The organism is Simplicispira sp. 125 (genome assembly GCF_003096555.1).
Taxonomy (GTDB): domain Bacteria; phylum Pseudomonadota; class Gammaproteobacteria; order Burkholderiales; family Burkholderiaceae_C; genus Simplicispira.
The window spans coordinates 359,855-377,484 of record NZ_QEKM01000001.1; the positions used below are offsets into that span (position 1 = coordinate 359,855).

Sequence of the window (17,630 nt, forward strand, 5' to 3'; positions counted from 1 at the left end):
GCTGGCGCATGCCCTGGCACTGGCTCTATCCCCTCGCGGCCTCGCCCTGGGAGGGCGCGGCCTGCCTGGCGTGGGCGGTGCTGGTGGCGCTGGCGGTAGACCGCCTGTGGGGTGAGCCGCCCGCGCGCTGGCACCCGGTGGTGTGGATGGGCAGCGCGCTTGCGGCCTGCGGCGCGCGCATTGCGCCAGCGACGCAGACGGGCCAGGATTTGAAGGTTTTTTGGCTTGCTGCGCTTGCCTGGTGTGCGCTGGCAGCTCTTGTTTTTATAGCGTTTTCAGCGGTGCAAGGCCTGCTGTGGTGGCTGGGCTGCCCGGTGCATTCCAGCGCCCATGCTTTGGACATTGCGGGCGTGGGCCTGGCCGGTGCCCGTTCGGTGCAAACGACGCTGGCCGCGTTGCTGACGGCCACGGCAATGGGCCTGGCACTCAAGCCCTTGCTGGCGCTGGCCCTGCTGCAAAGCGAAGTGCGCGCCGTGGAAGCGGCTTTGGGTGAATCGCTGGCCGCTGGCCGCGCACGCCTGGCCTGGTTGGTGAGCCGCGATGTGGCGCCGTTGAGTGCCGACGAGGTACGCCAGAGCGCCATCGAGTCGCTCGCCGAAAACCTGAACGACTCGGTGGTGGCACCTATTTTCTGGTTTGTGCTGGCGGGCCTGCCCGGCGCGGCGCTGTACCGCTTCGCCAACACCGCCGACGCCATGTGGGGCTACCCAGGGATGCGCGGCGGGCGCTACTGGCAATGGGCAGGCAAGTGGGCGGCACGGGCCGACGATGTGCTCTCGTGGCTGCCCGCGCGGCTGACCGCGTTGCTGCTGGCGCTGGTGGCCGGGGGCGTGCCGCTGCGCAGCTTGGCGCAGGAAGCGCGCAAGACGCCATCGCCCAACAGCGGCTGGCCCATGGCGGCGATGGCGCTGGCGCTGGGTGTGCGGCTGTCCAAGCCGGGTGTGTACCAGCTCAATGCTGCGGGCCGCGTGCCCACCCATAAGGATGCCGAGCACGCGCAAAAATTAGTATTAAAAGTGGCCCTGGCGCTTGTCCTGATTGCGCTGGCAGCTATTGTTTTTGTGGCTTTTGGAATGCTTGCCTGATGCCACATGCACGTTTCATGCACGGTGGCCCGGATGCACAAGGTGTGCCGCTGTACGACTTCTCCACCAACGCCAACGCCTGCGGGCCGTGCCCCGAGGCGCTGGCCGCCGTGCAGCAGGCCGATGCCACGCGCTACCCGGACCCGACTTACACGGCGCTGCGCGAGGCTTTGGGCGCTTTCCATGCGGTGGCGCCCGAGCGGATCGTGCTGGCAGCGAGCGCCAGCGAATGCATCCACCGCTTCACGGCGCTGGCTGCGTTGCAAGGTGCCCGGCTTGTGAGCGTGCCCCGGCACAGCTATGGCGACTACGCGCAGGCCGCCCAGGCCCGGGGTCTGGCCGTTCTGCACGAACCTGCCGCGGACGTGGGGCTGCAATGGGCATGCGAGCCTGCCAGCCCGCTGGGCGATGGGGACCTGCAGCGTGCCCGCTGGCTGCTGGCGCCCGACATGCCCGATGCATCCCATGCGGGAGAGGCGCAGGCGCTGCGGGTGCTCGATTGCGCCTATGCGCCGCTGCGGCTCGATGGCACGCCCTGGCCTGCTGCGGCGCCCGGCGTCTGGCAACTCTGGACGCCCAACAAGGCTCTGGGCCTGACCGGCGTGCGCGCTGCTTATGCGATTGCCCCGCATGCCGAAGCGGCCCACCGCCTCGCCGCATTGGCGCCGTCCTGGCCCCTGGGCGCGCACGGTGTGGCTTTGCTGGCCGCCTGGGTGCAGCCGTCGGTGCAGCGCTGGCTGGCCGACTGCCTGCCACGGCTGCGCAGCTGGAAAACACGCCAGCAGACACTGTGCACAACCTTGGGCTGGGCGGTGCTGCCGGGCAGCACGGCCAACTTTTTCTGTGCCCGTCCACCGCAACCGCATTTGCCTGAGCGGCTTGCCGCCCTGCGCAAGGCGGGTATCAAGCTGCGCGAATGCAGCTCCTTTGGATTGAGCGGCGTTCTGCGCCTGGGCGTGCTGCCGCCGCCCGCGCAGGATGCGCTGCAGACGGCTTGGCGGGCGGCCTGCAGCGCCCATCCCTCTACCGAGAACATGCAATGACATCTCCCTTTCAAGGTCGCCGCCCCGCCGTCTGCGTGATGGTGCTGGGCACCACCAGCGGCGCCGGCAAAAGCTGGCTCACCACCGCGCTGTGCCGCTACTACAGCAACCAGGGCCTGAAGGTGGCGCCGTTCAAGGCGCAGAACATGAGCAACAACGCCCGCGTGGTCGAGGGCATCGACGGCGCCTGGGGTGAGATCGGCTCGGCGCAGTACTTCCAGGCCCTGGCCGCGCGGGCCGTGCCTGAGGTACGCATGAACCCGCTGCTGCTCAAGCCCGAGGCCGACACGCACAGCCAGGTGGTGCTGCTGGGGCAGGTGAGTGCGCCGCTCACCGCGATGCCCTGGCGTGGCCGCAGCGCCGTGGTGTGGCCGCAGATCGCCGCCGCGCTCGATGCGCTGCGCGCCGAGAACGACGTGGTGGTGATCGAGGGCGCGGGCTCGCCCGCCGAAACCAACCTGCACGCCAGCGACATCGTCAACATGCGCGTGGCGCGCCATGCCGGCGCGCGCTGCCTGCTGGTCACCGACATCGACCGGGGCGGGGCGTTCGCCCACCTCTACGGCACCTGGGCGCTGCTGCCCGAGGGCGAACGTGCGCTCATCTACGGGTTTGTTTTAAATAAGTTTCGCGGGGATGCCGCGCTGCTGGCGCCCGCGCCCGAGCAACTGCAGGCACTGACCGGCGTACCCACCGTGGCCACCATCCCCATGCAGTGGCACCACGGCCTGCCCGAGGAAGATGGCGTGTTCGACGACCGCAGCACCACGCCCGGCGCCGTGCACACCACCGTGGCCGTGGTGGCCTACCCGCGCATCAGCAACCTCGACGAATTCCAGCCGCTCAAGAACGTGCCCGGCCTGCGCCTGCAGTGGGTGCGCAGCCCGGCCGACGTGGCGGGCCTGCGGCCCAGCGACTGGATCGTGCTGCCCGGCTCCAAGGCCACCGCCGCCGACCTGGCCTGGCTGCGCGCGCAGGGGCTGGACCAATCCATCGCCGCGCACGCGGGGCAGGGTGGCAGTGTGCTGGGCGTGTGCGGTGGCCTGCAGATGCTGGGCGAGGCGCTGATCGACCCCGAGGGCATCGACGGCAACGGCCCCGGCCTGGGCCTGCTGCCGCTGGTCACCGTGTTCGAGCCCGCCAAGACCGTGCGGCGCACGGCCGCGCAGTTTGGCCCGCTGGCCGGTGCCTGGACGCCGCTCTCGGGCGTGGCTGCCTGCGGCTACGAAATTCACCACGGCCAGACCGCCCAGCACCCGGCCATGGCCGCCAAGGGCGACGTGGCGCGGGAAGTCATGCCGGGCATCGCCTGGCAGAACCCGGCGGGCAATGTGCTGGGTGTGTACCTGCACGGTTTGTTCGAGGACGCCGCCGTGCTGCACGCCCTGTTTGGCGCCCAGGCGCCCACGCTGGAGACGGTGTTCAACGGCCTGGCTGAGGGCGTGGCCCGGCACTTCAACCCGGGCGTGCTGGACGCGCTGATCGCGTAAGCATTTCGCAGTGGGCGGCTGCTATCATCGCGCCCCTCAGGTGCCCAATGCCATGATGGCAAAGGGAGAATCGGGAAGGCGGTGCAAATCCGCCGCGTGCCCAACGCTGTAAGGACGATGCCGCGCACAAATACCACTGGCTGCATGGTGCAGTGTTTCACGCTATCTGACACATAAAAAGGCGTCTTTTCGGCCCTGGCTGCGTTGCAAATCCTCGCGATACCGCCTGGTATCGCTGTGGTTTGCGCCTTGCTAGGACCAAAAATCCATCCTTTTTATTCGTGTCATCCAGCGTAAAACACTGCACTGGCCGGGAAGGTGTGTGAAGGCAGACGACTCCAAGCCAGAAGACCGGCCTGAATATCCAACGCGCTGCAAGGCCAGGCAGCGCGCTACCTATTCACGCACAGGGGACTGCAATGAATACCGCACCGGCGCAAGCCACGCAAAGCGTTCACGCCTTCACGCAAGAGGCCCGCGACGCCATTTACCAAACCATCTTTTCACGCCGCGACGTGCGCGGGCAGTTTTTGCCCACGCCCGTGCCCGACGAGGTGCTCAGCCGCATCCTCACCGCCGCGCACTACGCACCCTCGGTGGGCTTCATGCAGCCCTGGAACTTTCTGGTGGTGCAGTCGCAAGACACCAAGCGCCGGGTGCACGACGCCTTCGCCAAGGCCCATGCCGAAGCCGCCGACATGTTCGAGGGTGACAGACGCGCCGTGTACCAAAAGCTCAAGCTCGAAGGCATCGTCGAGTCGCCCATCGGCATCTGCATCACCTGCGACCGTGGGCGCACCGGCCCGGTGGTGGTGGGGCGCACCCACATGAAAATCATGGACCTGTACAGCAGCGTCTGCGCCGTGCAAAACCTGTGGCTCGCCGCGCGCGCCGAGGGGCTGGGCGTGGGTTGGGTCAGCATCTTCCACCAGGCCGACCTGCAGCAGGCGCTGGGCATCCCCAAGGGCATCACGCCCATTGCCTACCTGTGCGTGGGCTACGTGAGCCACTTCCACGCCAAGCCCGAGCTGGAAACCGCCGGCTGGCTGCCGCGCCTGCCCATGGAAGACCTCGTGTACTTCAACCAATGGGGCCAGCGCGACGACCAGCAGCCGCTCATCGCCCATTTGCAGCGCGACCAGGCCGCCGCCCAGCGCGGACGTGAAGCCACCGCCTGACCCGCACCTGGCCCCACCGCAGCGTGCCGGGCTGGCCCGCTGTACACCACCCCATCCAAGGCGCAGGCCCCGGTGCACACGGGCCGCGCCCCATCCCGATTGAAAGTTGAACAAGCCATGAATGCCCACCTGCCCCTGATTGCCGACATCGCCGACCCGCAGCTCACCCAGGCCCTGCAGCACAAGCTGGACCACAAGACCAAACCCCTGGGTTCTCTGGGCCGCCTGGAGCAGCTTGCGCTGCGCCTGGGCCAGATCCAGGGCACCGCATCCCCCCGGCTGGAGCAGCCGCAGATGGTCGTCTTCGCGGGCGACCAGGGCCTGGCCGCGCGCGGCGTCTCGGCCTTCCCGAGCGACGTGACCTGGCAGATGGTGGAGAACTTCCTCGCCGGCGGCGCCGCCGTCAGCGTGCTGGCCCGCCAGCACGGCCTGGCGCTCACCGTGGTGGACTGCGGCGTGGCGCGCGACATCGCCCCGCGCGAAGCCGCCCCCGGTCAGCCACGCCTGCTGATGCGCAAGGTGGCGCCCGGCACGCAAGACGCCAGCACCGGCCCAGCCATGAGCGCTGACCAATGCGCCCAGGCGCTCAGCCACGGCATCGAACTGGTGCGCGAACTGCCTGGCAACGTGCTGCTGCTGGGCGAAATGGGCATCGGCAACACCTCGGTGGCCTCGCTCCTGCTGGCGCGCCTGTGCGGCCTTTCGCTGCAGGATTGCACCGGCGCGGGCACCGGGCTGGACGCCGCGGGCATCGAGCGCAAGCGCGCCGTGCTGCAACAGGCGCTGGACGCCAACGCCGCCGCCACCACGCCGCTCGAAGTCCTGGCCGCGCTGGGCGGCTACGAGGTCGCCACCATGGTTGGCGCCGTGCTGCAGGCCGCGCAGGAGCGCCGCGTGATCCTGGTGGACGGCTTCATCACCAGCGCCGCCGTGCTCGTCGCCAGCCGCATTCAGCCCTTGATGCTGCAACGCTGCGTTTTCGCCCACCGCTCGGGCGAGCGCGGCCACCAGCTCATGCTCGCGCAAATGCAGGCCGAGCCGCTGCTGGACCTGGGCCTGCGCCTGGGCGAAGGCTCGGGCGCCGCGCTGGCCTGGCCGCTGCTGCAATCGGCCTGCGCCATCCTGCGCGAGATGGCCAGCTTTGAGGCGGCGGGGGTGTCGGAGCAAACCGCAGCGTGATGGGTTGCCCCGGAACTGCAGGGTTGATGCTGGTTGGAGGGGTCTGGAATGCGCCAGACGCTATTAAAGAAGTAGCTGTTTGCGCTTGCTGGATAAGCGCTACATGGCGATTTGTCTGCTGATTTGCACTACGCGGAAACCAGGAGCCGTGGCGGGTGTGAAATGGCGAGATTTGCGAGTTAGATTTCGGTCAGGAGCGGGCTCCATTTCTTTCTGTGATGCGCAGTCTGGAAGAGAATCCCGTAGCGAGGTGCCGCGCCGCATGGAAAATACGCCATGCCCAAACCCGTCCAATGCGATCCTGATCTCGTCCCCACCCACACGACTGCCGACTCCTCCTCCATCGTGCGTTGGGGGGAGCAGCACTATGGCCTTGAAGTTCAGCAGTGCCACTTGATTCGGCGGGGACTGAATGACAACTACGCACTACGGTCCATAGACGGAAGCCGTTATGTTGTTCGCTTGTATTCGATCCGACCTCGAGGTGATTTCAACGTTCATTTTGAAGTTTCTCTTTTGGCGCACCTCAAGGCCAAAGGCGTGGGAGTGGCTGCTCCGGCGTTGACTACTGAGGGGTGCACCCATGCCCTACTGCAGTTTCCTGAAGGGCCGCGTGCCTTGGCTCTTTTCCAGCATGTCGAAGGCACTGTTCCAGACACGCTGGAAGAATTCGAGCTCACCGGCCGGATGCTCGCCGACATCCACAGGGCGGCGCGCGACTACGCTGGCCCCCAAAGTCGCTATACGCTGAATGGTCACCACTTAGCGGGCAGAACGTTCGACTATCTGAGAAGGCACCCGGAACTGAGCACCGAATTGCTGGAGACGTACCGGCATCTGGTGAGCCGCCTGCTTGAAGAGTTGGCCGAAGCTGAAGATGGACTCACGCGCGTTGTCTGTCATGGCGACACGCATGGCTTCAACAATCACGTGAGCACGGACGCAGCCGGGGTCAGCAGGGCCACGTTCTTTGACTTCGACGATGCCGGGCCAGGTTTCTTGGCCTATGACTTAAGCGTGCTGCCTTGGTCGTATCTGACGCGCAAAAACCTTAAAGAACCTGATGAATTGCTTTTGGAGCGCTGGAGGCACTATCTTCGCGGATACCGATCAGGGGATAGCGAGATAAGCAAGGCTGACATCGCTGCACTGCCGTTGTTTGTGCAGTTGCGGCACTTGTGGAACATGGGTGAGGCAATCGGGCGCCTGCACCATTGGGGAACAAGTCCGATGCCCGTGGATTGGCTGAAAAAGCAAGTGGAGGTGTTCGAGGCTTGGAAGAGTCTTGATTTGCGTACCTGATGGTTTGATGTCACTGGATGCAAACGCGTGCACAGGCACGGGGCAGCATCAAGTTGTCGCATGCTGTGTGGCTCCGGCACCGAATGCGCGGACTGTCGCTGGTCAGCGGCAACGGAATATTCCATTTGCTATTGAATTTATAGCGTATGTTTATCAATCGTTTCAGTGCAATTTTGCCGTTGATATGCACGGCCATTGACACCGAAGCACCGTAGACCCCCTACCCCGCCAAATGGCACACCGCCTCGATGTTGTTGCCTTCGGGGTCGATGACAAAGGCGCCGTAGTAGTGCGCGTGGTATTCGGGGCGCAGGCCAGGGGCGCCGTTGTCCTTGCCGCCGGCGGCGATGGCGGCGGCATAAAAGGCGTCCACCTGGGCGCGGGTCTGGGCCTTCCAGGCCAGGTGGCAGCCGGTGGTGGCCGGTGGGCCGCCGTAGGGGGAGGGGCCGTCGATGAACCAGACGTCGGCCTTTTTGCCGTCGGGTTCGGCGGGGTCGGGGTAGGCGAAGCCGAGGATGTTCATGCCGTAGTTGCCCTCGAAGCAAACGCTGTAGCCCAGGGGCGCAAGGGCTGCGCTGTAGAACGCCTTGGCGAGCTGGATGTCGGTGACGCGGAAGGTCATGTGGTCAAGCATGGGGTGGCTCCTGTGTGGGTTGGTCGTGTGCATGCCGCACACTAATACTGTATGCGTGTACAGCTTGATTTGGCAAGAGGCGCGTGAACCTGCTCAAAGGCCGGTGTGTGGGCTGCCGCAGTACACCGCCTTCAGGCTGTGCAGGTTTTGTTGCGCCCCTGCGCCTTGGCGCGGTACAGGGCGGCATCGGCGCGGCCCAGCATGGCGTCCAGCGTGTCTTCGGGTCCGCGCCAGTGGGTCAAGCCGATGCTGGCGGTGCAGTCCAGGGCATGGCCGGTGGAGAGTGCGGCGCGAATGCGCTCGGCCACGGGCAGCGCTGCGTCCGTGGTGGTGTTGGGCAGCAGCACCAGAAATTCCTCGCCGCCATAGCGTCCAAAGCGGTCGGCGCGGCGCAGGGCGGCGCGGGTGCATTCGACAAAATGCACCAGTACCTGGTCGCCATGCTGGTGGCCGTGGGTGTCGTTGACTGCCTTGAAATGATCGAGGTCGATCATCATCAGTGAGAACGGCTGCTTGTAGCGCAGGCTGCGCTCATGCTCGTCCTCGCAGAAACCGAGAATGGCGCGGCGGTTGAGCGTGCCGGTGAGCACATCGTGCGTGGCCATGTGTTCCAGCTCGGTGCGCACACGGTCCGTGGCCATGAGCACTGCGCCAATGGAAAGCAGCAGAACAGCCAGCACATAGGCGCCGAGGTAGAAGGTCTGCAAGGTAGAGGCTTCCATCAGGTTGCCCACTTCGGGGACAGACAGCACGCTTTGCAGCCGCACCAACAGCACGCACAAGTGCAGTGCCAAAGTCACCTGCACCATGCGCACCGGGAAATTGCGGTTGCCGCGCTGCCACAGGAACACCAGCGTGCTGGTATGTGCCACGGCGATGGCGGCGGTGACAATGGCCACGCGCATGCGGTAGGACGGATCGGGCCCGGCAAACCAGGCCAGGGACAGCATGACCAGCGCGAATGGAACCACGATTCGGCGCCATTGAACGCGTTGCCCGAAGAAACGGCGGCACCCCACATGGAACAGGACGAAACCCAGCAAGACCAGGCCGTTGCCGAACCAGCGCCACACTTCTGGATGCCATGGGCTGGGAATTGCGAAGAAAACCGTGGCAATCAGCCAGACGGCGGGTGCCAGTGCCCAGTAGCCCAGCCCCAGGATGCCGGGCGGGTAGTAGCGCCGCATAAAGCCCAGCACCAGCCCCATCACCAAGGCCATAAAACCACCCATGGCAATCAGGGAGCGCGGGTCAAGTGAGTTCATGGGGGCGGGCGAGAGGCGTGGTCAGTGCAATTCAGTATATCGAGAGGTGTATTCAAGAGGCCCCGTGGGGAAATGGCCGCCATGGAGGCTCATGGAGATTGTGGTGCTTATCTGGCAAGCGCAATGTGCTATCAATGCAATAGCAATTTGGCACATCTCAGGGGCGCTGGGTTTTGGGCGTGAAGTCGCAATACGGCGCCACCAGGCACTCCCAGCAGCGCGGCTTGCGTGCCTGGCAGACGTAGCGGCCCAGCAGGATGAGCCAGTGGTGCGAATCCACCGCGTAGGCGGGGGGTACGCGCGCGAGGAGTTGCTTTTCCACCTCCAGCGGGTTCTTGCCGGGGGCCAGGCCCGTGCGGTTGCTGACGCGGAAGATGTGCGTGTCCACCGCCATGGTGGGTTGGCCAAAGGCCACGTTGAGCACCACGTTGGCGGTCTTGCGGCCCACGCCGGGCAAGGCTTCGAGCGCCTCGCGCGTGCGCGGCACCTCGCCGCCGTGCTGCTCGACCAGGATGCGGCAGGTTTGCATCAGGTGGCGCGCCTTGCTTTTGTACAGGCCGATGGTCTTGATGTAACCCTCCAGGCCATCGAGCCCCAGATCCAGGATGGCCTGCGGCGTGGCCGCCACCGGGAACAGCTTGCGCGTGGCCTTGTTCACGCCCACGTCGGTGGCCTGGGCCGAGAGCAGCACAGCGGCCAGCAGCTCGAACACGGTGGTGTATTCCAGCTCGGTTTGCGGGTGGGGGTTGGCTGCCTGCAGTGCAGCAAAGAAAGGTTCGATCAGGGCGGTTTGCATGAAGGGTGGGAGGCGGGTCGCAGCGCAACTACTATAGAAGAAGCAGGGTGCCATTGCCTCGGGTTGGGGCTGCATCGTTGGGTACACCGTGCTGCTGGGTGAGGACTGGCACTAGCGCCTGGGCTGGACGGGCCATCTTGGGCGGTATTGCGCTGGTGGTCATGCGGCCCCAGCGGGCTCCGGGCGCGTGAAGGGCTGGTTTTGGCGCTTGGGACAGCGTGTCATCGCTTGCTGGCGCGCTTGTTCCACCAGGTAAATGCGTTTTCGTGCAGATCGATGTCCAGTTCCGCAATGCGCGCCTGCATGCTTTCCTGTGCTTGCGCCACGGCCAGGTTGTACACGGCGGGAGCAATGTCGGCGAGGAAGAAGTTCAGCAGCGCACCCGCGGCCATGTTGCCGATGGGTTCGCCGTTTTCTTCCAGAAAATAGCGCTCAATCGAAGCGATGGCTTGGGTGCGTACTTCTTTGGTGAGTTCGATGGTCATGCGCGCAGTCTAAAACGGCCCCGCAATTCCCAGGATCACCCCAACGCAGGATTCGAGCGTGTGGGATTGGCGACAATCGGGGCCAGACTTTACGGGACACCACCATGCCGCTGCAATTTGCCGATCGCCTGAACAACGTAGAAACCTCCGCCATCCGTGAGCTTTTCAAACTGCTGGGCAAGCCCGGCATCATCAGTTTTGCCGGGGGGTTCCCCGACAGCGCCCTGTTTGATGTGGACGGCATCCGCGCCGCCAGCAACGCAGCGCTGGACCAGGAACCCGGCGCCGCGCTGCAGTACGGCGCCACCGAGGGCTACCAGCCGCTGCGCGAGCAGCTCGCCGCCTTCATGGCAGCCAAGGGCGCGCTAGATGTGGCGCCCGAGCAGCTCATCGTCACCACCGGCAGCCAGCAGGCGCTCGATTTGCTGGGCAAGACGCTGATCAGCCCCGGTGACAAAGTCATTGTCGAAGGCCCGACCTTTCTGGCCACCATCCAATGCTTTCGCCTGTACGGCGCCGAGCTGATCAGCGCGCCCATCGACGCCCACGGCGTGAAGACCGACGAACTCGAAAAGCTCATCGCCGAGCACAAACCCAAGTTTGTGTACCTGATCCCCACCTTCGGCAACCCCAGCGGCGCCATGCTGAGCCTGGAGCGCCGCAAGCAGGTGCTGGAGATGGCCGCCCGGCACCAGACGCTGATTGTCGAGGACGACCCCTACGGCGACCTGTACTTTGGCGAGGCCCCGCCGCCCAGCCTGCTGGCGCTCTCGGCCACGGTGCCGGGCAGCCGCGAACTGCTGGCGCACTGCGGCAGTTTGAGTAAGGTGCTTTCGCCCGGCCTGCGCGTGGGCTGGATGATTGCCCCGCCCGAGCTGCTGGCCAAGGCCACCATGTGCAAGCAGTTCAGCGATGCGCATACCAGCACTTTTGCCCAGGCCACGGCAGCCCAATACCTCAAGGCCGGCCGCATGCCCGCCACGCTGGCCCATGTGCGCCAGGTGTACGCCGAGCGCGCCCAGGCCATGGGCGATGCATTGCGCAAAGATCTGGGTGATGCCATCGCGTTCGTGCAGCCCCAGGGCGGCCTGTTTGTGTGGGCACGCCTGACGGGTGAGGGCGGCAAGGTGAATGACGGCAATGTGCTGGCCAAGCGCGCCATCGAGAAGGGCGTGGCCTTTGTGCCCGGCACGCCGTTCTTCTGCGCCCACCCCGATCACGCCACGCTGCGCCTGTCGTTTGCCACGGCCGATGTGGACAAGATCCGCGAAGGCGTGGCGCGGCTGGCGCAGGCTCTTTGAGGTTTCAGGGCCGTAGCGCACGCTAGTGGTGTGCGCTACTGAAAAAATAGCATTTAACGCTTGTATTTGTTGGGGTTCAACTATTTTTAATATTGAATATAAATATGGACAAGCGCTAGAAGCTCTCGTATTGATAGCAAAAACTCCTCAGCCATTGAACCCCAGTGCATCGAAAACGCGCGCTGCTGCGTAGGCGTCGTTGGCTGCGTAGACCAGTTGCCCTTCGCTCAGCTGGCGCTGCGCCCAGTTGGAGGTAGCGGCTTTTTTCGACTTGATGAAGCGCTGCTGGAACAGCACGGCCACGGCGGCCTTGACGCCCATGTCTTTGCGGTAGCCCCGCTGGTGCAAGGCGGTGTTGAGTTCCAGCACATCGGCCGTCTCCACGCCCAGCCGCGCCTGGATGCGCTTGCGGTCATCGCCCAGGCCAAAACCCGCTTTGGTCACACCACGCAGCGCCAGCAGCTGTGCCACCACAGCGCGGCAATCGGGGTCGTGCAGCTGGAACACCCAGGCGCGGTCCAGGGTGGACAGCTGCACGGTGTGCGGCCCCTCGGACGCCTGGCCTTTGGTGAAGGTAGGGCGCGATTCGGTGTCAAAACCCCAGAAGCGGCTGGCGGCCAGCGCATCCCAGGCGCGCTCGGCTTGCGCGGCGGTGTGGACCAGGAAGATGCGGTCCAGGCCCAGGCGTTCAAAGGGTTCGAGCAGGGCGATCTGCTCTTTGTCGGGAACCCGGTGAAAATTGTGCATGGAGGGCATTGTGAACCCAGCGCCCAGGCCCCCGTGGGGAGGCGCGGTCAGGGCGCTGCAGCGGGGGCGGCCATGGCGCCGCCGCTTCCGGCGTCCAGCACTGCGAGCTGGTTGCGGCCCCGGTGCTTGGCCAGGTACAGGGCCTGGTCGGCGCGGTCCAGCAGCTCATGCAGACTGCGGTCGCCCGGGCTGAGCGTGCCCAGACCAACGCTGGTGGTGATGCCGTAGTGCTGCCCGGTGCTGTCGGTCAGCGACAGGGCGCGAATGGCCTCCAGAATGCGGGACGCGATGTCGGCACCCTCGGTAGAGGTGGTTTGTGGCAGCAGCAGGCCAAACTCCTCGCCGCCCAGACGGCCCATGGTATCGGTGGCGCGCAACTGGTGTTTGGTGGCCCGGGCAAACTCCGCCAGCACCCGGTCACCTTCCAGGTGGCCGAAGCGGTCATTGATGCTCTTGAAATGGTCCAGGTCAAGCATCAGCAAGGTCAGCGGTAGCTGGCTTTCCTGGGCCCGCTGGAAGGCCGCCTCGGCCACTTCGAGAAAGGAGCGGCGGTTGGCCATGCCGGTCAGCATATCGGTGGTGGCCAGGCGGTGTAGTTCGCGCTCCAGGTTTTTGCGCTGCGTGACGTCGCGGTACATGCCCTCGACGCCGGCAAACGCACCGTTGTGGTCGAACAGCGCGTGGCTGCTGATGGAAATGTCGATGACGGTGCCGTCCTTGCGCACCATCTGGCCCGGAAAATCAGACACCTCACCGTGCGCCAGAATCGCGGCCTTGAAGGCATCGCGGTCGCTGCTGTGCGGGTAATACGACTCGGCGGTGTGTCCCTCGATCTCATGGGGCTCGTAGCCCAGCACGCGGCGCACGCCCGGGCCCACGTGCTGCACTACGCCGTGGGCGTCGGTGCGGTAGTACACATCCTGCATGCTCTCGAACAGGCGGCGAAAGTGGCGCTCGCTGTCGCGCAGCTGCTCCTGGATCTCGTTCTGGTGCGTCATGTCCATGCCGCAGATCAGCAAGGATGCAACGCCGTCGAGCGTGATGCCGACGGTCGAGACCAACACCATGCGCAGATGGCCCTTGGCGGTGCGAACGCGGAACTCGGCCGGTTTGTTGGCATGGCCGATCTGCTCTGGCGCGCTGGCCTGGCGGACGCGGTCGCTGGAACGCAGCTTGTCCAGCGTGTGCACAAAATCGGAAAGCCGTCGACCTTGCAGGTCTTCCTGCGTGTCCGCCTCCAGCAACGCCACTCCGGCCGGATTGGCGCGGCAGATCACGCCCTGCTGGGTGATCAGCGCGGCCACCGGCAAGGCTTGCATCAGTTCTGTATCGCTCGGCATGGCCCTGGCATTCTTTGATTTGCAATCCATTGTGGCACTTGGGCGCTTGTTGTGGCTACGCGGCGCGCTACCATTGGCCATGAAAAAAACATTTGCCCTGCATGTCGAGGGTCTACACCCCGACCGGCGCCTTGACGCCATCAAGCACGAAATCCGCAAATACTTGCGCCGCGAACGTGGCAAGTCGCTGCCCGAAGGCATGGATTTTTGGGATTTTGACTGCCGTTTCGCTGTACCGCCGGCCGCGCCTGAACCGGTGGCACTGGCGGACATCATGGGTTTGATTGATGCCGCTGCTGCAGCGCAGGCCGGGCAGTTTTACCTGGAAGTTCTGGCGCGCGCCGCCAAGCGCCCGCCGCCAGCCCTCTCGGCCTAAAGCGTCAACGGCACACGCCGCTTGTCGCTGCGCCTTATTCTGTTTCCAAATCATCCGTGTCTAGGCGCGAAGCCGCAGACAGTGCTATTGCACGGCAAGGCGAAGCAACAACGACACGGATGGTTTAGAAATGGAATTACTCTGAGGATTGATCGAGCGGTGGCAGCAAGCCTGCAGCGCGCAATTTGTCTTTCTTGCTCGGGCGCTTGCCCTTGATACCGCCGACGCCACTGCCTGGCTGCGGGGGCGGCGCCGCTTCGGTGGGCTCAAAGCCTGTCACCTGTTCCAGCGGCAGACTGAGGCCCTGGCGCTTTTCAATCAGGTGCCAATGCGCCGTGCTGGCGGGGGTGACCAAAGTGACGGCCAGGCCGCTTTCGCCCGCACGGCCGGTGCGGCCGATGCGGTGGATGTAATCGACGGCCGAGCGCGGCAGGTCGTAATTGACCACCACGGGCAGTTGCGCAATGTCGATGCCGCGCGCCGCCAGGTCGGTGGTCACCACCACTTGCCAGCGGTCGGCCTTGAATTCGTCGAGCACCTGCGTGCGTGCGCCCTGGCTCAGGTCGCCATGGAAGGGCGTGGCAAACACCTTGGCGCGGTAGAGTTTTTCCGCCACATGCTCGGCGGTGTATTTGGTGGCAACAAATACCAGCACGCGCTCCCAGCCTTCGTCTTTGATCAGCTTGAGCAAGAGCTGCGTGCGCCGCTTCTCGTCCACCGCGATGGCGCGTTGCAGGATGGTGGCCGCACCATCTTCGCCCGCCTCGGTCGGTGCGACTTCAATGCGCACGGGTTCGCGCAGCAGGCCAGTGGCCAGCTGCTGCACGTCGGCCGGAAAGGTGGCAGAGAACAGCAGGTTCTGGCGCTGGCGCGGCAGCAGCGCCAATACGCGCTGCAACTCTTCGGCAAAACCCAGGTCGAGCAGGCGGTCGGCTTCATCGAGCACCAGCAACGTGGCCCCCGAGAGGCCCAGTGCGTTGTGTTCCACCAGATCGAGCAGACGCCCTGGTGTGGCCACCACGACATCCGCACCACCGCGCAGCGCCATCATCTGCGGGTTGATGGAGACGCCGCCAAACACCACGGCGATGCGCGGTGGCGAGGGCAACGCCGCAGCCAAGTCGCGCAGCACGCCGCCCACCTGGGCCGCCAGTTCCCGCGTGGGCACCAGCACCAGGGCCTGCACGCTCCGCTGGCCGGGCAGGCGGGCCTCTTGCGCCCGCTGCAGCAGCGGCAGGGCAAAGGCTGCGGTCTTGCCCGAGCCCGTTTGCGCCTGGCCCAGCAGGTCGGCGCCGCGCAGGATGGCGGGAATGGCCTCGGCCTGAATCGGGGTTGGCGACTGAAATCCTTGTGCAGCAGCAGCGGCAGCCAGGGCGGGGGAAAGACCAAGAGAGGCAAAAGGCATGGAATAAGCGCTGGAGCCACTACGGGCGCCTGCAGGCGTACATGGAACAAAGACAGTCATTGTGCTGCACCGCCGATAATCCACGCCTGCTTTTTACAAAGACCCAGAACATGGCCCTTGCCCTTGATTCCAGTGCCATCACCCACGGCATCCAGCTGGCGGTTGCGCCGGTGTTCCTGCTTACCGCAGTCTCGGGGATGATCGGCGCGGTGGCCGGGCGGCTGGCCCGCATCATTGACCGCGCGCGCGTGGTGGAAGACCGGGCCCTCAAGGACGCCAGCTTTGTGGCTGCCGCCTACCGGGAACTGGCCCAACTGCGCACACGCGGGCGGCTGGCCAATGGCTGCATCGCCTTGCTGACTTTTTGCGCCTTCCTGATCGGGCTCACCATCATTTTGCTGTTTTTGGGGGAGACCACCAGCTTTCAGGCCAACCGCCTGGCGGTGGCGGGTTTTCTCGCTGGCGTGGTGTGTTTCCTGCTGGCGCTGGTGTGCTTTCTGACCGAAACCGTGATCGCCACGCGCCTGCTCAATTTTTCCTTGCTGAACAAGGGCGGTACGCCATGAGATCGACGTCCAAGGCAGGTGGCCTGGTTTATTCAACCGATGCGGGACGTATGTGTCCCGACTGCCGCCAGCCGGTCGCCAGTTGCACCTGCCGCCAGGCACCGCCCCGCCCGGTGGGCGATGGCACCGCCCGCGTCAGCCGCGAAAGCAAGGGGCGTGGGGGTAAGACAGTCACCCTGGTGCGCGGGCTGGTGCTGGACGATGCCGCGCTGGCGCAATTGGGCAAGCTGCTCAGAACGGGGTGCGGTAGCGGCGGTACGGTGAAAGACGGCGTGATCGAGGTGCAAGGCGATCATGCCGACCAGGTGCTGGACTTGTTGCGCAAGCAGGGCCACGCTGCCAAGCGGGCCGGAGGCTGAACGCATGGCGCCCATGCACCCGGAGCAGTTGCAAAAACTGGTGGAGACGCGCATGCCTTTCGGCAAATACGAAGGGCGCTTGCTGGCCGACCTGCCCGGCAACTACCTGAACTGGTTTGCGCGGGAGGGTTTTCCGCGGGGCGAACTGGGCCGCTTGCTAGCCCTGATGCATGAGATCGATCACAACGGCCTGTCGGCCTTGCTCGATCCCTTGCGCCCGCGCAGATAAATATTGATCAGGGGTTCAGCTCAACCGCACTGGCAGCCGCCACCGCTGCCACCGCATCCGCCACCGCCCATGGCCTTCTGGGCCTGGGCCTCGAAAGCCGGGAACAGGACATTGTTTTCCAGGTGGATGTGGTTGATCAGGTCGTCATTGAGCTGGGCAATGCCACTGTAGAGCGCGCGCCAGGTATTGCAGGCGCCCGCCGGAGGGGTAGCGTCGTTGGTCAGGGCATTGAGCTTGTCGAGGGCGGCGCCGTGGTCCACATGCTCGGAGCGCATCACGCTGATCGGGTGCTGAACGAAAGGGTTGCCGCCCGACTTGAGCATGGGGAACAGAATGTTCTCTTCCTTCTGCATGTGGCCCAACAGCTCCGCCTGGATTTCTTCCAGCAGGTCGCCCAGACCCGCCGGTACATCAGGGTTGGCCCGGTGCACGCTTTCCACACGGTGGGCCATGCGGATCAGTTCGGGCAACTGGGCGCGGTGCACCTCGTGGTAGCGCACCAGGATGTGGTCGATCAGTGCGCCGGGTTCAGTCACCTCGGGCAGACTGGTCGGGCGCTGCAGCTGCGCCAATTCGCCCAGAACGGCCTGCAAGTCAAGCCCTTTTTCGGCCACGGCCTGTGCCAGGCTCAGGTGGCCGCCACAACAAAAATCCAGCTTCAGGCGCCGAAAAACAGCCGTGGAGCCCGGCAATTCGACGGCAATCTGCCCAATGGATTGGCCGACATTGAGAGCAGATGCCGAGGTTTCAGCGGGCGACATGGGGGCGTTCATGGGGAATGTCCTTATAAAGATGCATTGTGATTGCATATTTTATCGAATAAGATCTATACCGTATGCGTATTCTTCTT

Annotated in this window: 19 protein-coding genes and 1 riboswitch; of the genes, 11 read left to right on the forward strand and 8 right to left on the reverse strand. The window is 65.0% G+C overall.

Translation table 11 applies throughout. The features are described 5' to 3' along the window. Positions 1–8: 8 nt before the first annotated feature. The 6 genes from cbiB (at position 9) to C8D04_RS01745 (ending at position 7,277) form a co-directional block, all read left to right on the forward strand. On the forward strand, positions 9–1,085 hold the full coding sequence (gene cbiB / locus C8D04_RS01720; protein WP_116003323.1) for an adenosylcobinamide-phosphate synthase CbiB: 1,077 nt from the start codon (positions 9–11) through the stop codon (positions 1,083–1,085). Beyond that, complete coding sequence (locus tag C8D04_RS01725; RefSeq protein WP_233521077.1) at positions 1,085–2,128, forward strand: aminotransferase class I/II-fold pyridoxal phosphate-dependent enzyme; 1,044 nt, start codon at positions 1,085–1,087, stop codon at positions 2,126–2,128. The genes cbiB and C8D04_RS01725 overlap by 1 nt, the downstream gene beginning before the upstream one ends. A 38-nt stretch (positions 2,129–2,166) precedes the next feature. Next, a complete protein-coding gene (locus C8D04_RS01730; protein WP_116003324.1) occupies positions 2,167–3,618 on the forward strand; it encodes a cobyric acid synthase in 1,452 nt (483 codons plus the stop codon). Positions 3,619–3,639: 21 nt separating this feature from the next. Further along, a riboswitch (cobalamin riboswitch) is annotated at positions 3,640–3,993 on the forward strand. A gap of 44 nt (positions 3,994–4,037) precedes the next feature. Continuing rightward, a complete protein-coding gene (gene bluB, locus C8D04_RS01735; RefSeq protein WP_116003325.1) occupies positions 4,038–4,796 on the forward strand; it encodes a 5,6-dimethylbenzimidazole synthase in 759 nt (252 codons plus the stop codon). A gap of 117 nt (positions 4,797–4,913) precedes the next feature. Continuing rightward, entirely contained in the window at positions 4,914–5,975 is a 1,062-nt protein-coding gene (gene cobT, locus C8D04_RS01740; protein ID WP_116003326.1) for a nicotinate-nucleotide--dimethylbenzimidazole phosphoribosyltransferase, read from the forward strand. Positions 5,976–6,251: 276 nt separating this feature from the next. Next, positions 6,252–7,277, forward strand: a complete 1,026-nt coding sequence (locus C8D04_RS01745) for a phosphotransferase (RefSeq protein ID WP_116003327.1) — start codon at positions 6,252–6,254, stop codon at positions 7,275–7,277. 220 nt (positions 7,278–7,497) lie between these two features. Here the strand turns inward: C8D04_RS01745 and C8D04_RS01750 are convergent, their stop codons facing one another. From C8D04_RS01750 to C8D04_RS01765, 4 genes are all read right to left on the reverse strand, one after another. Continuing rightward, positions 7,498–7,911 carry a VOC family protein gene (locus C8D04_RS01750; protein ID WP_116003328.1) on the reverse strand — a complete coding sequence of 138 codons (414 nt, stop codon included), beginning with the start codon at positions 7,909–7,911 and terminating at the stop codon, positions 7,498–7,500. A gap of 131 nt (positions 7,912–8,042) precedes the next feature. Then, entirely contained in the window at positions 8,043–9,176 is a 1,134-nt protein-coding gene (locus tag C8D04_RS01755) for a GGDEF domain-containing protein (RefSeq protein WP_116003329.1), read from the reverse strand. A 157-nt stretch (positions 9,177–9,333) separates the two neighbouring features. Then, positions 9,334–9,972 carry an endonuclease III gene (gene nth / locus C8D04_RS01760; RefSeq protein WP_116003330.1) on the reverse strand — a complete coding sequence of 213 codons (639 nt, stop codon included), beginning with the start codon at positions 9,970–9,972 and terminating at the stop codon, positions 9,334–9,336. 221 nt (positions 9,973–10,193) lie between these two features. Further along, complete coding sequence (locus C8D04_RS01765) at positions 10,194–10,457, reverse strand: DUF2164 domain-containing protein (RefSeq protein WP_116003331.1); 264 nt, start codon at positions 10,455–10,457, stop codon at positions 10,194–10,196. 110 nt (positions 10,458–10,567) lie between these two features. Here C8D04_RS01765 and C8D04_RS01770 point away from each other — a divergent pair, with 110 nt between their 5' ends. Continuing rightward, the gene (locus tag C8D04_RS01770) at positions 10,568–11,758 is read left to right on the forward strand and encodes a PLP-dependent aminotransferase family protein (protein WP_199563034.1); all 1,191 of its coding nucleotides are present in this window, start codon (positions 10,568–10,570) and stop codon (positions 11,756–11,758) included. A 147-nt stretch (positions 11,759–11,905) separates the two neighbouring features. On the opposite strand, the gene C8D04_RS01775 is transcribed toward C8D04_RS01770, so the two are convergent. Together C8D04_RS01775 and C8D04_RS01780 are read right to left on the reverse strand one after the other, a co-directional pair. After that, a complete protein-coding gene (locus C8D04_RS01775; protein ID WP_116003333.1) occupies positions 11,906–12,505 on the reverse strand; it encodes a 3'-5' exonuclease in 600 nt (199 codons plus the stop codon). A 47-nt stretch (positions 12,506–12,552) separates the two neighbouring features. Further along, positions 12,553–13,845, reverse strand: coding sequence for a diguanylate cyclase (locus C8D04_RS01780; RefSeq protein WP_116003334.1), 1,293 nt, complete (start codon positions 13,843–13,845; stop codon positions 12,553–12,555). Between the two features lie 79 nt (positions 13,846–13,924). Between C8D04_RS01780 and C8D04_RS01785 the strand changes: the two genes are divergently transcribed. Further along, on the forward strand, positions 13,925–14,221 hold the full coding sequence (locus tag C8D04_RS01785) for a DUF6172 family protein (protein WP_116005952.1): 297 nt from the start codon (positions 13,925–13,927) through the stop codon (positions 14,219–14,221). Between the two features lie 136 nt (positions 14,222–14,357). On the opposite strand, the gene C8D04_RS01790 is transcribed toward C8D04_RS01785, so the two are convergent. After that, complete coding sequence (locus tag C8D04_RS01790) at positions 14,358–15,626, reverse strand: DEAD/DEAH box helicase (protein WP_116003335.1); 1,269 nt, start codon at positions 15,624–15,626, stop codon at positions 14,358–14,360. 110 nt (positions 15,627–15,736) lie between these two features. Between C8D04_RS01790 and C8D04_RS01795 the strand changes: the two genes are divergently transcribed. Genes C8D04_RS01795 through C8D04_RS01805 form a run of 3 tightly spaced genes read left to right on the forward strand, consistent with a single transcriptional unit; the run spans position 15,737 to position 16,780 of the window. Then, on the forward strand, positions 15,737–16,192 hold the full coding sequence (locus C8D04_RS01795) for a DUF2721 domain-containing protein (protein ID WP_116003336.1): 456 nt from the start codon (positions 15,737–15,739) through the stop codon (positions 16,190–16,192). Continuing rightward, positions 16,189–16,551, forward strand: a complete 363-nt coding sequence (locus C8D04_RS01800) for a translation initiation factor Sui1 (protein WP_116003337.1) — start codon at positions 16,189–16,191, stop codon at positions 16,549–16,551. Before C8D04_RS01795 ends, C8D04_RS01800 begins: the two co-directional genes overlap by 4 nt. Before the next feature lie 13 nt (positions 16,552–16,564). After that, a complete protein-coding gene (locus C8D04_RS01805; RefSeq protein ID WP_116005953.1) occupies positions 16,565–16,780 on the forward strand; it encodes a DUF3820 family protein in 216 nt (71 codons plus the stop codon). A gap of 20 nt (positions 16,781–16,800) precedes the next feature. Here the strand turns inward: C8D04_RS01805 and ytfE are convergent, their stop codons facing one another. Next, positions 16,801–17,553: an iron-sulfur cluster repair protein YtfE gene (gene ytfE / locus C8D04_RS01810; protein ID WP_116003338.1), complete on the reverse strand. Its 753-nt coding sequence runs from the start codon at positions 17,551–17,553 to the stop codon at positions 16,801–16,803. Positions 17,554–17,630 lie beyond the last annotated feature (77 nt).

Coding starts and splice junctions, on each gene's coding strand:
- cbiB (WP_116003323.1), top strand. CDS start 9: ATGCCCTGGCACTGGCTCTATCCCCTCGCGGCCTCGCCCTGGGAGGGC.
- C8D04_RS01725 (WP_233521077.1), top strand. CDS start 1,085: ATGCCACATGCACGTTTCATGCACGGTGGCCCGGATGCACAAGGTGTG.
- C8D04_RS01730 (WP_116003324.1), top strand. CDS start 2,167: ATGGTGCTGGGCACCACCAGCGGCGCCGGCAAAAGCTGGCTCACCACC.
- bluB (WP_116003325.1), top strand. CDS start 4,038: ATGAATACCGCACCGGCGCAAGCCACGCAAAGCGTTCACGCCTTCACG.
- cobT (WP_116003326.1), top strand. CDS start 4,914: ATGAATGCCCACCTGCCCCTGATTGCCGACATCGCCGACCCGCAGCTC.
- C8D04_RS01745 (WP_116003327.1), top strand. CDS start 6,252: ATGCCCAAACCCGTCCAATGCGATCCTGATCTCGTCCCCACCCACACG.
- C8D04_RS01750 (WP_116003328.1), bottom strand. CDS start 7,911: ATGCTTGACCACATGACCTTCCGCGTCACCGACATCCAGCTCGCCAAG.
- C8D04_RS01755 (WP_116003329.1), bottom strand. CDS start 9,176: ATGAACTCACTTGACCCGCGCTCCCTGATTGCCATGGGTGGTTTTATG.
- nth (WP_116003330.1), bottom strand. CDS start 9,972: ATGCAAACCGCCCTGATCGAACCTTTCTTTGCTGCACTGCAGGCAGCC.
- C8D04_RS01765 (WP_116003331.1), bottom strand. CDS start 10,457: ATGACCATCGAACTCACCAAAGAAGTACGCACCCAAGCCATCGCTTCG.
- C8D04_RS01775 (WP_116003333.1), bottom strand. CDS start 12,505: ATGCACAATTTTCACCGGGTTCCCGACAAAGAGCAGATCGCCCTGCTC.
- C8D04_RS01780 (WP_116003334.1), bottom strand. CDS start 13,845: ATGCCGAGCGATACAGAACTGATGCAAGCCTTGCCGGTGGCCGCGCTG.
- C8D04_RS01785 (WP_116005952.1), top strand. CDS start 13,925: ATGAAAAAAACATTTGCCCTGCATGTCGAGGGTCTACACCCCGACCGG.
- C8D04_RS01790 (WP_116003335.1), bottom strand. CDS start 15,626: ATGCCTTTTGCCTCTCTTGGTCTTTCCCCCGCCCTGGCTGCCGCTGCT.
- C8D04_RS01795 (WP_116003336.1), top strand. CDS start 15,737: ATGGCCCTTGCCCTTGATTCCAGTGCCATCACCCACGGCATCCAGCTG.
- C8D04_RS01800 (WP_116003337.1), top strand. CDS start 16,189: ATGAGATCGACGTCCAAGGCAGGTGGCCTGGTTTATTCAACCGATGCG.
- C8D04_RS01805 (WP_116005953.1), top strand. CDS start 16,565: ATGCACCCGGAGCAGTTGCAAAAACTGGTGGAGACGCGCATGCCTTTC.
- ytfE (WP_116003338.1), bottom strand. CDS start 17,553: ATGAACGCCCCCATGTCGCCCGCTGAAACCTCGGCATCTGCTCTCAAT.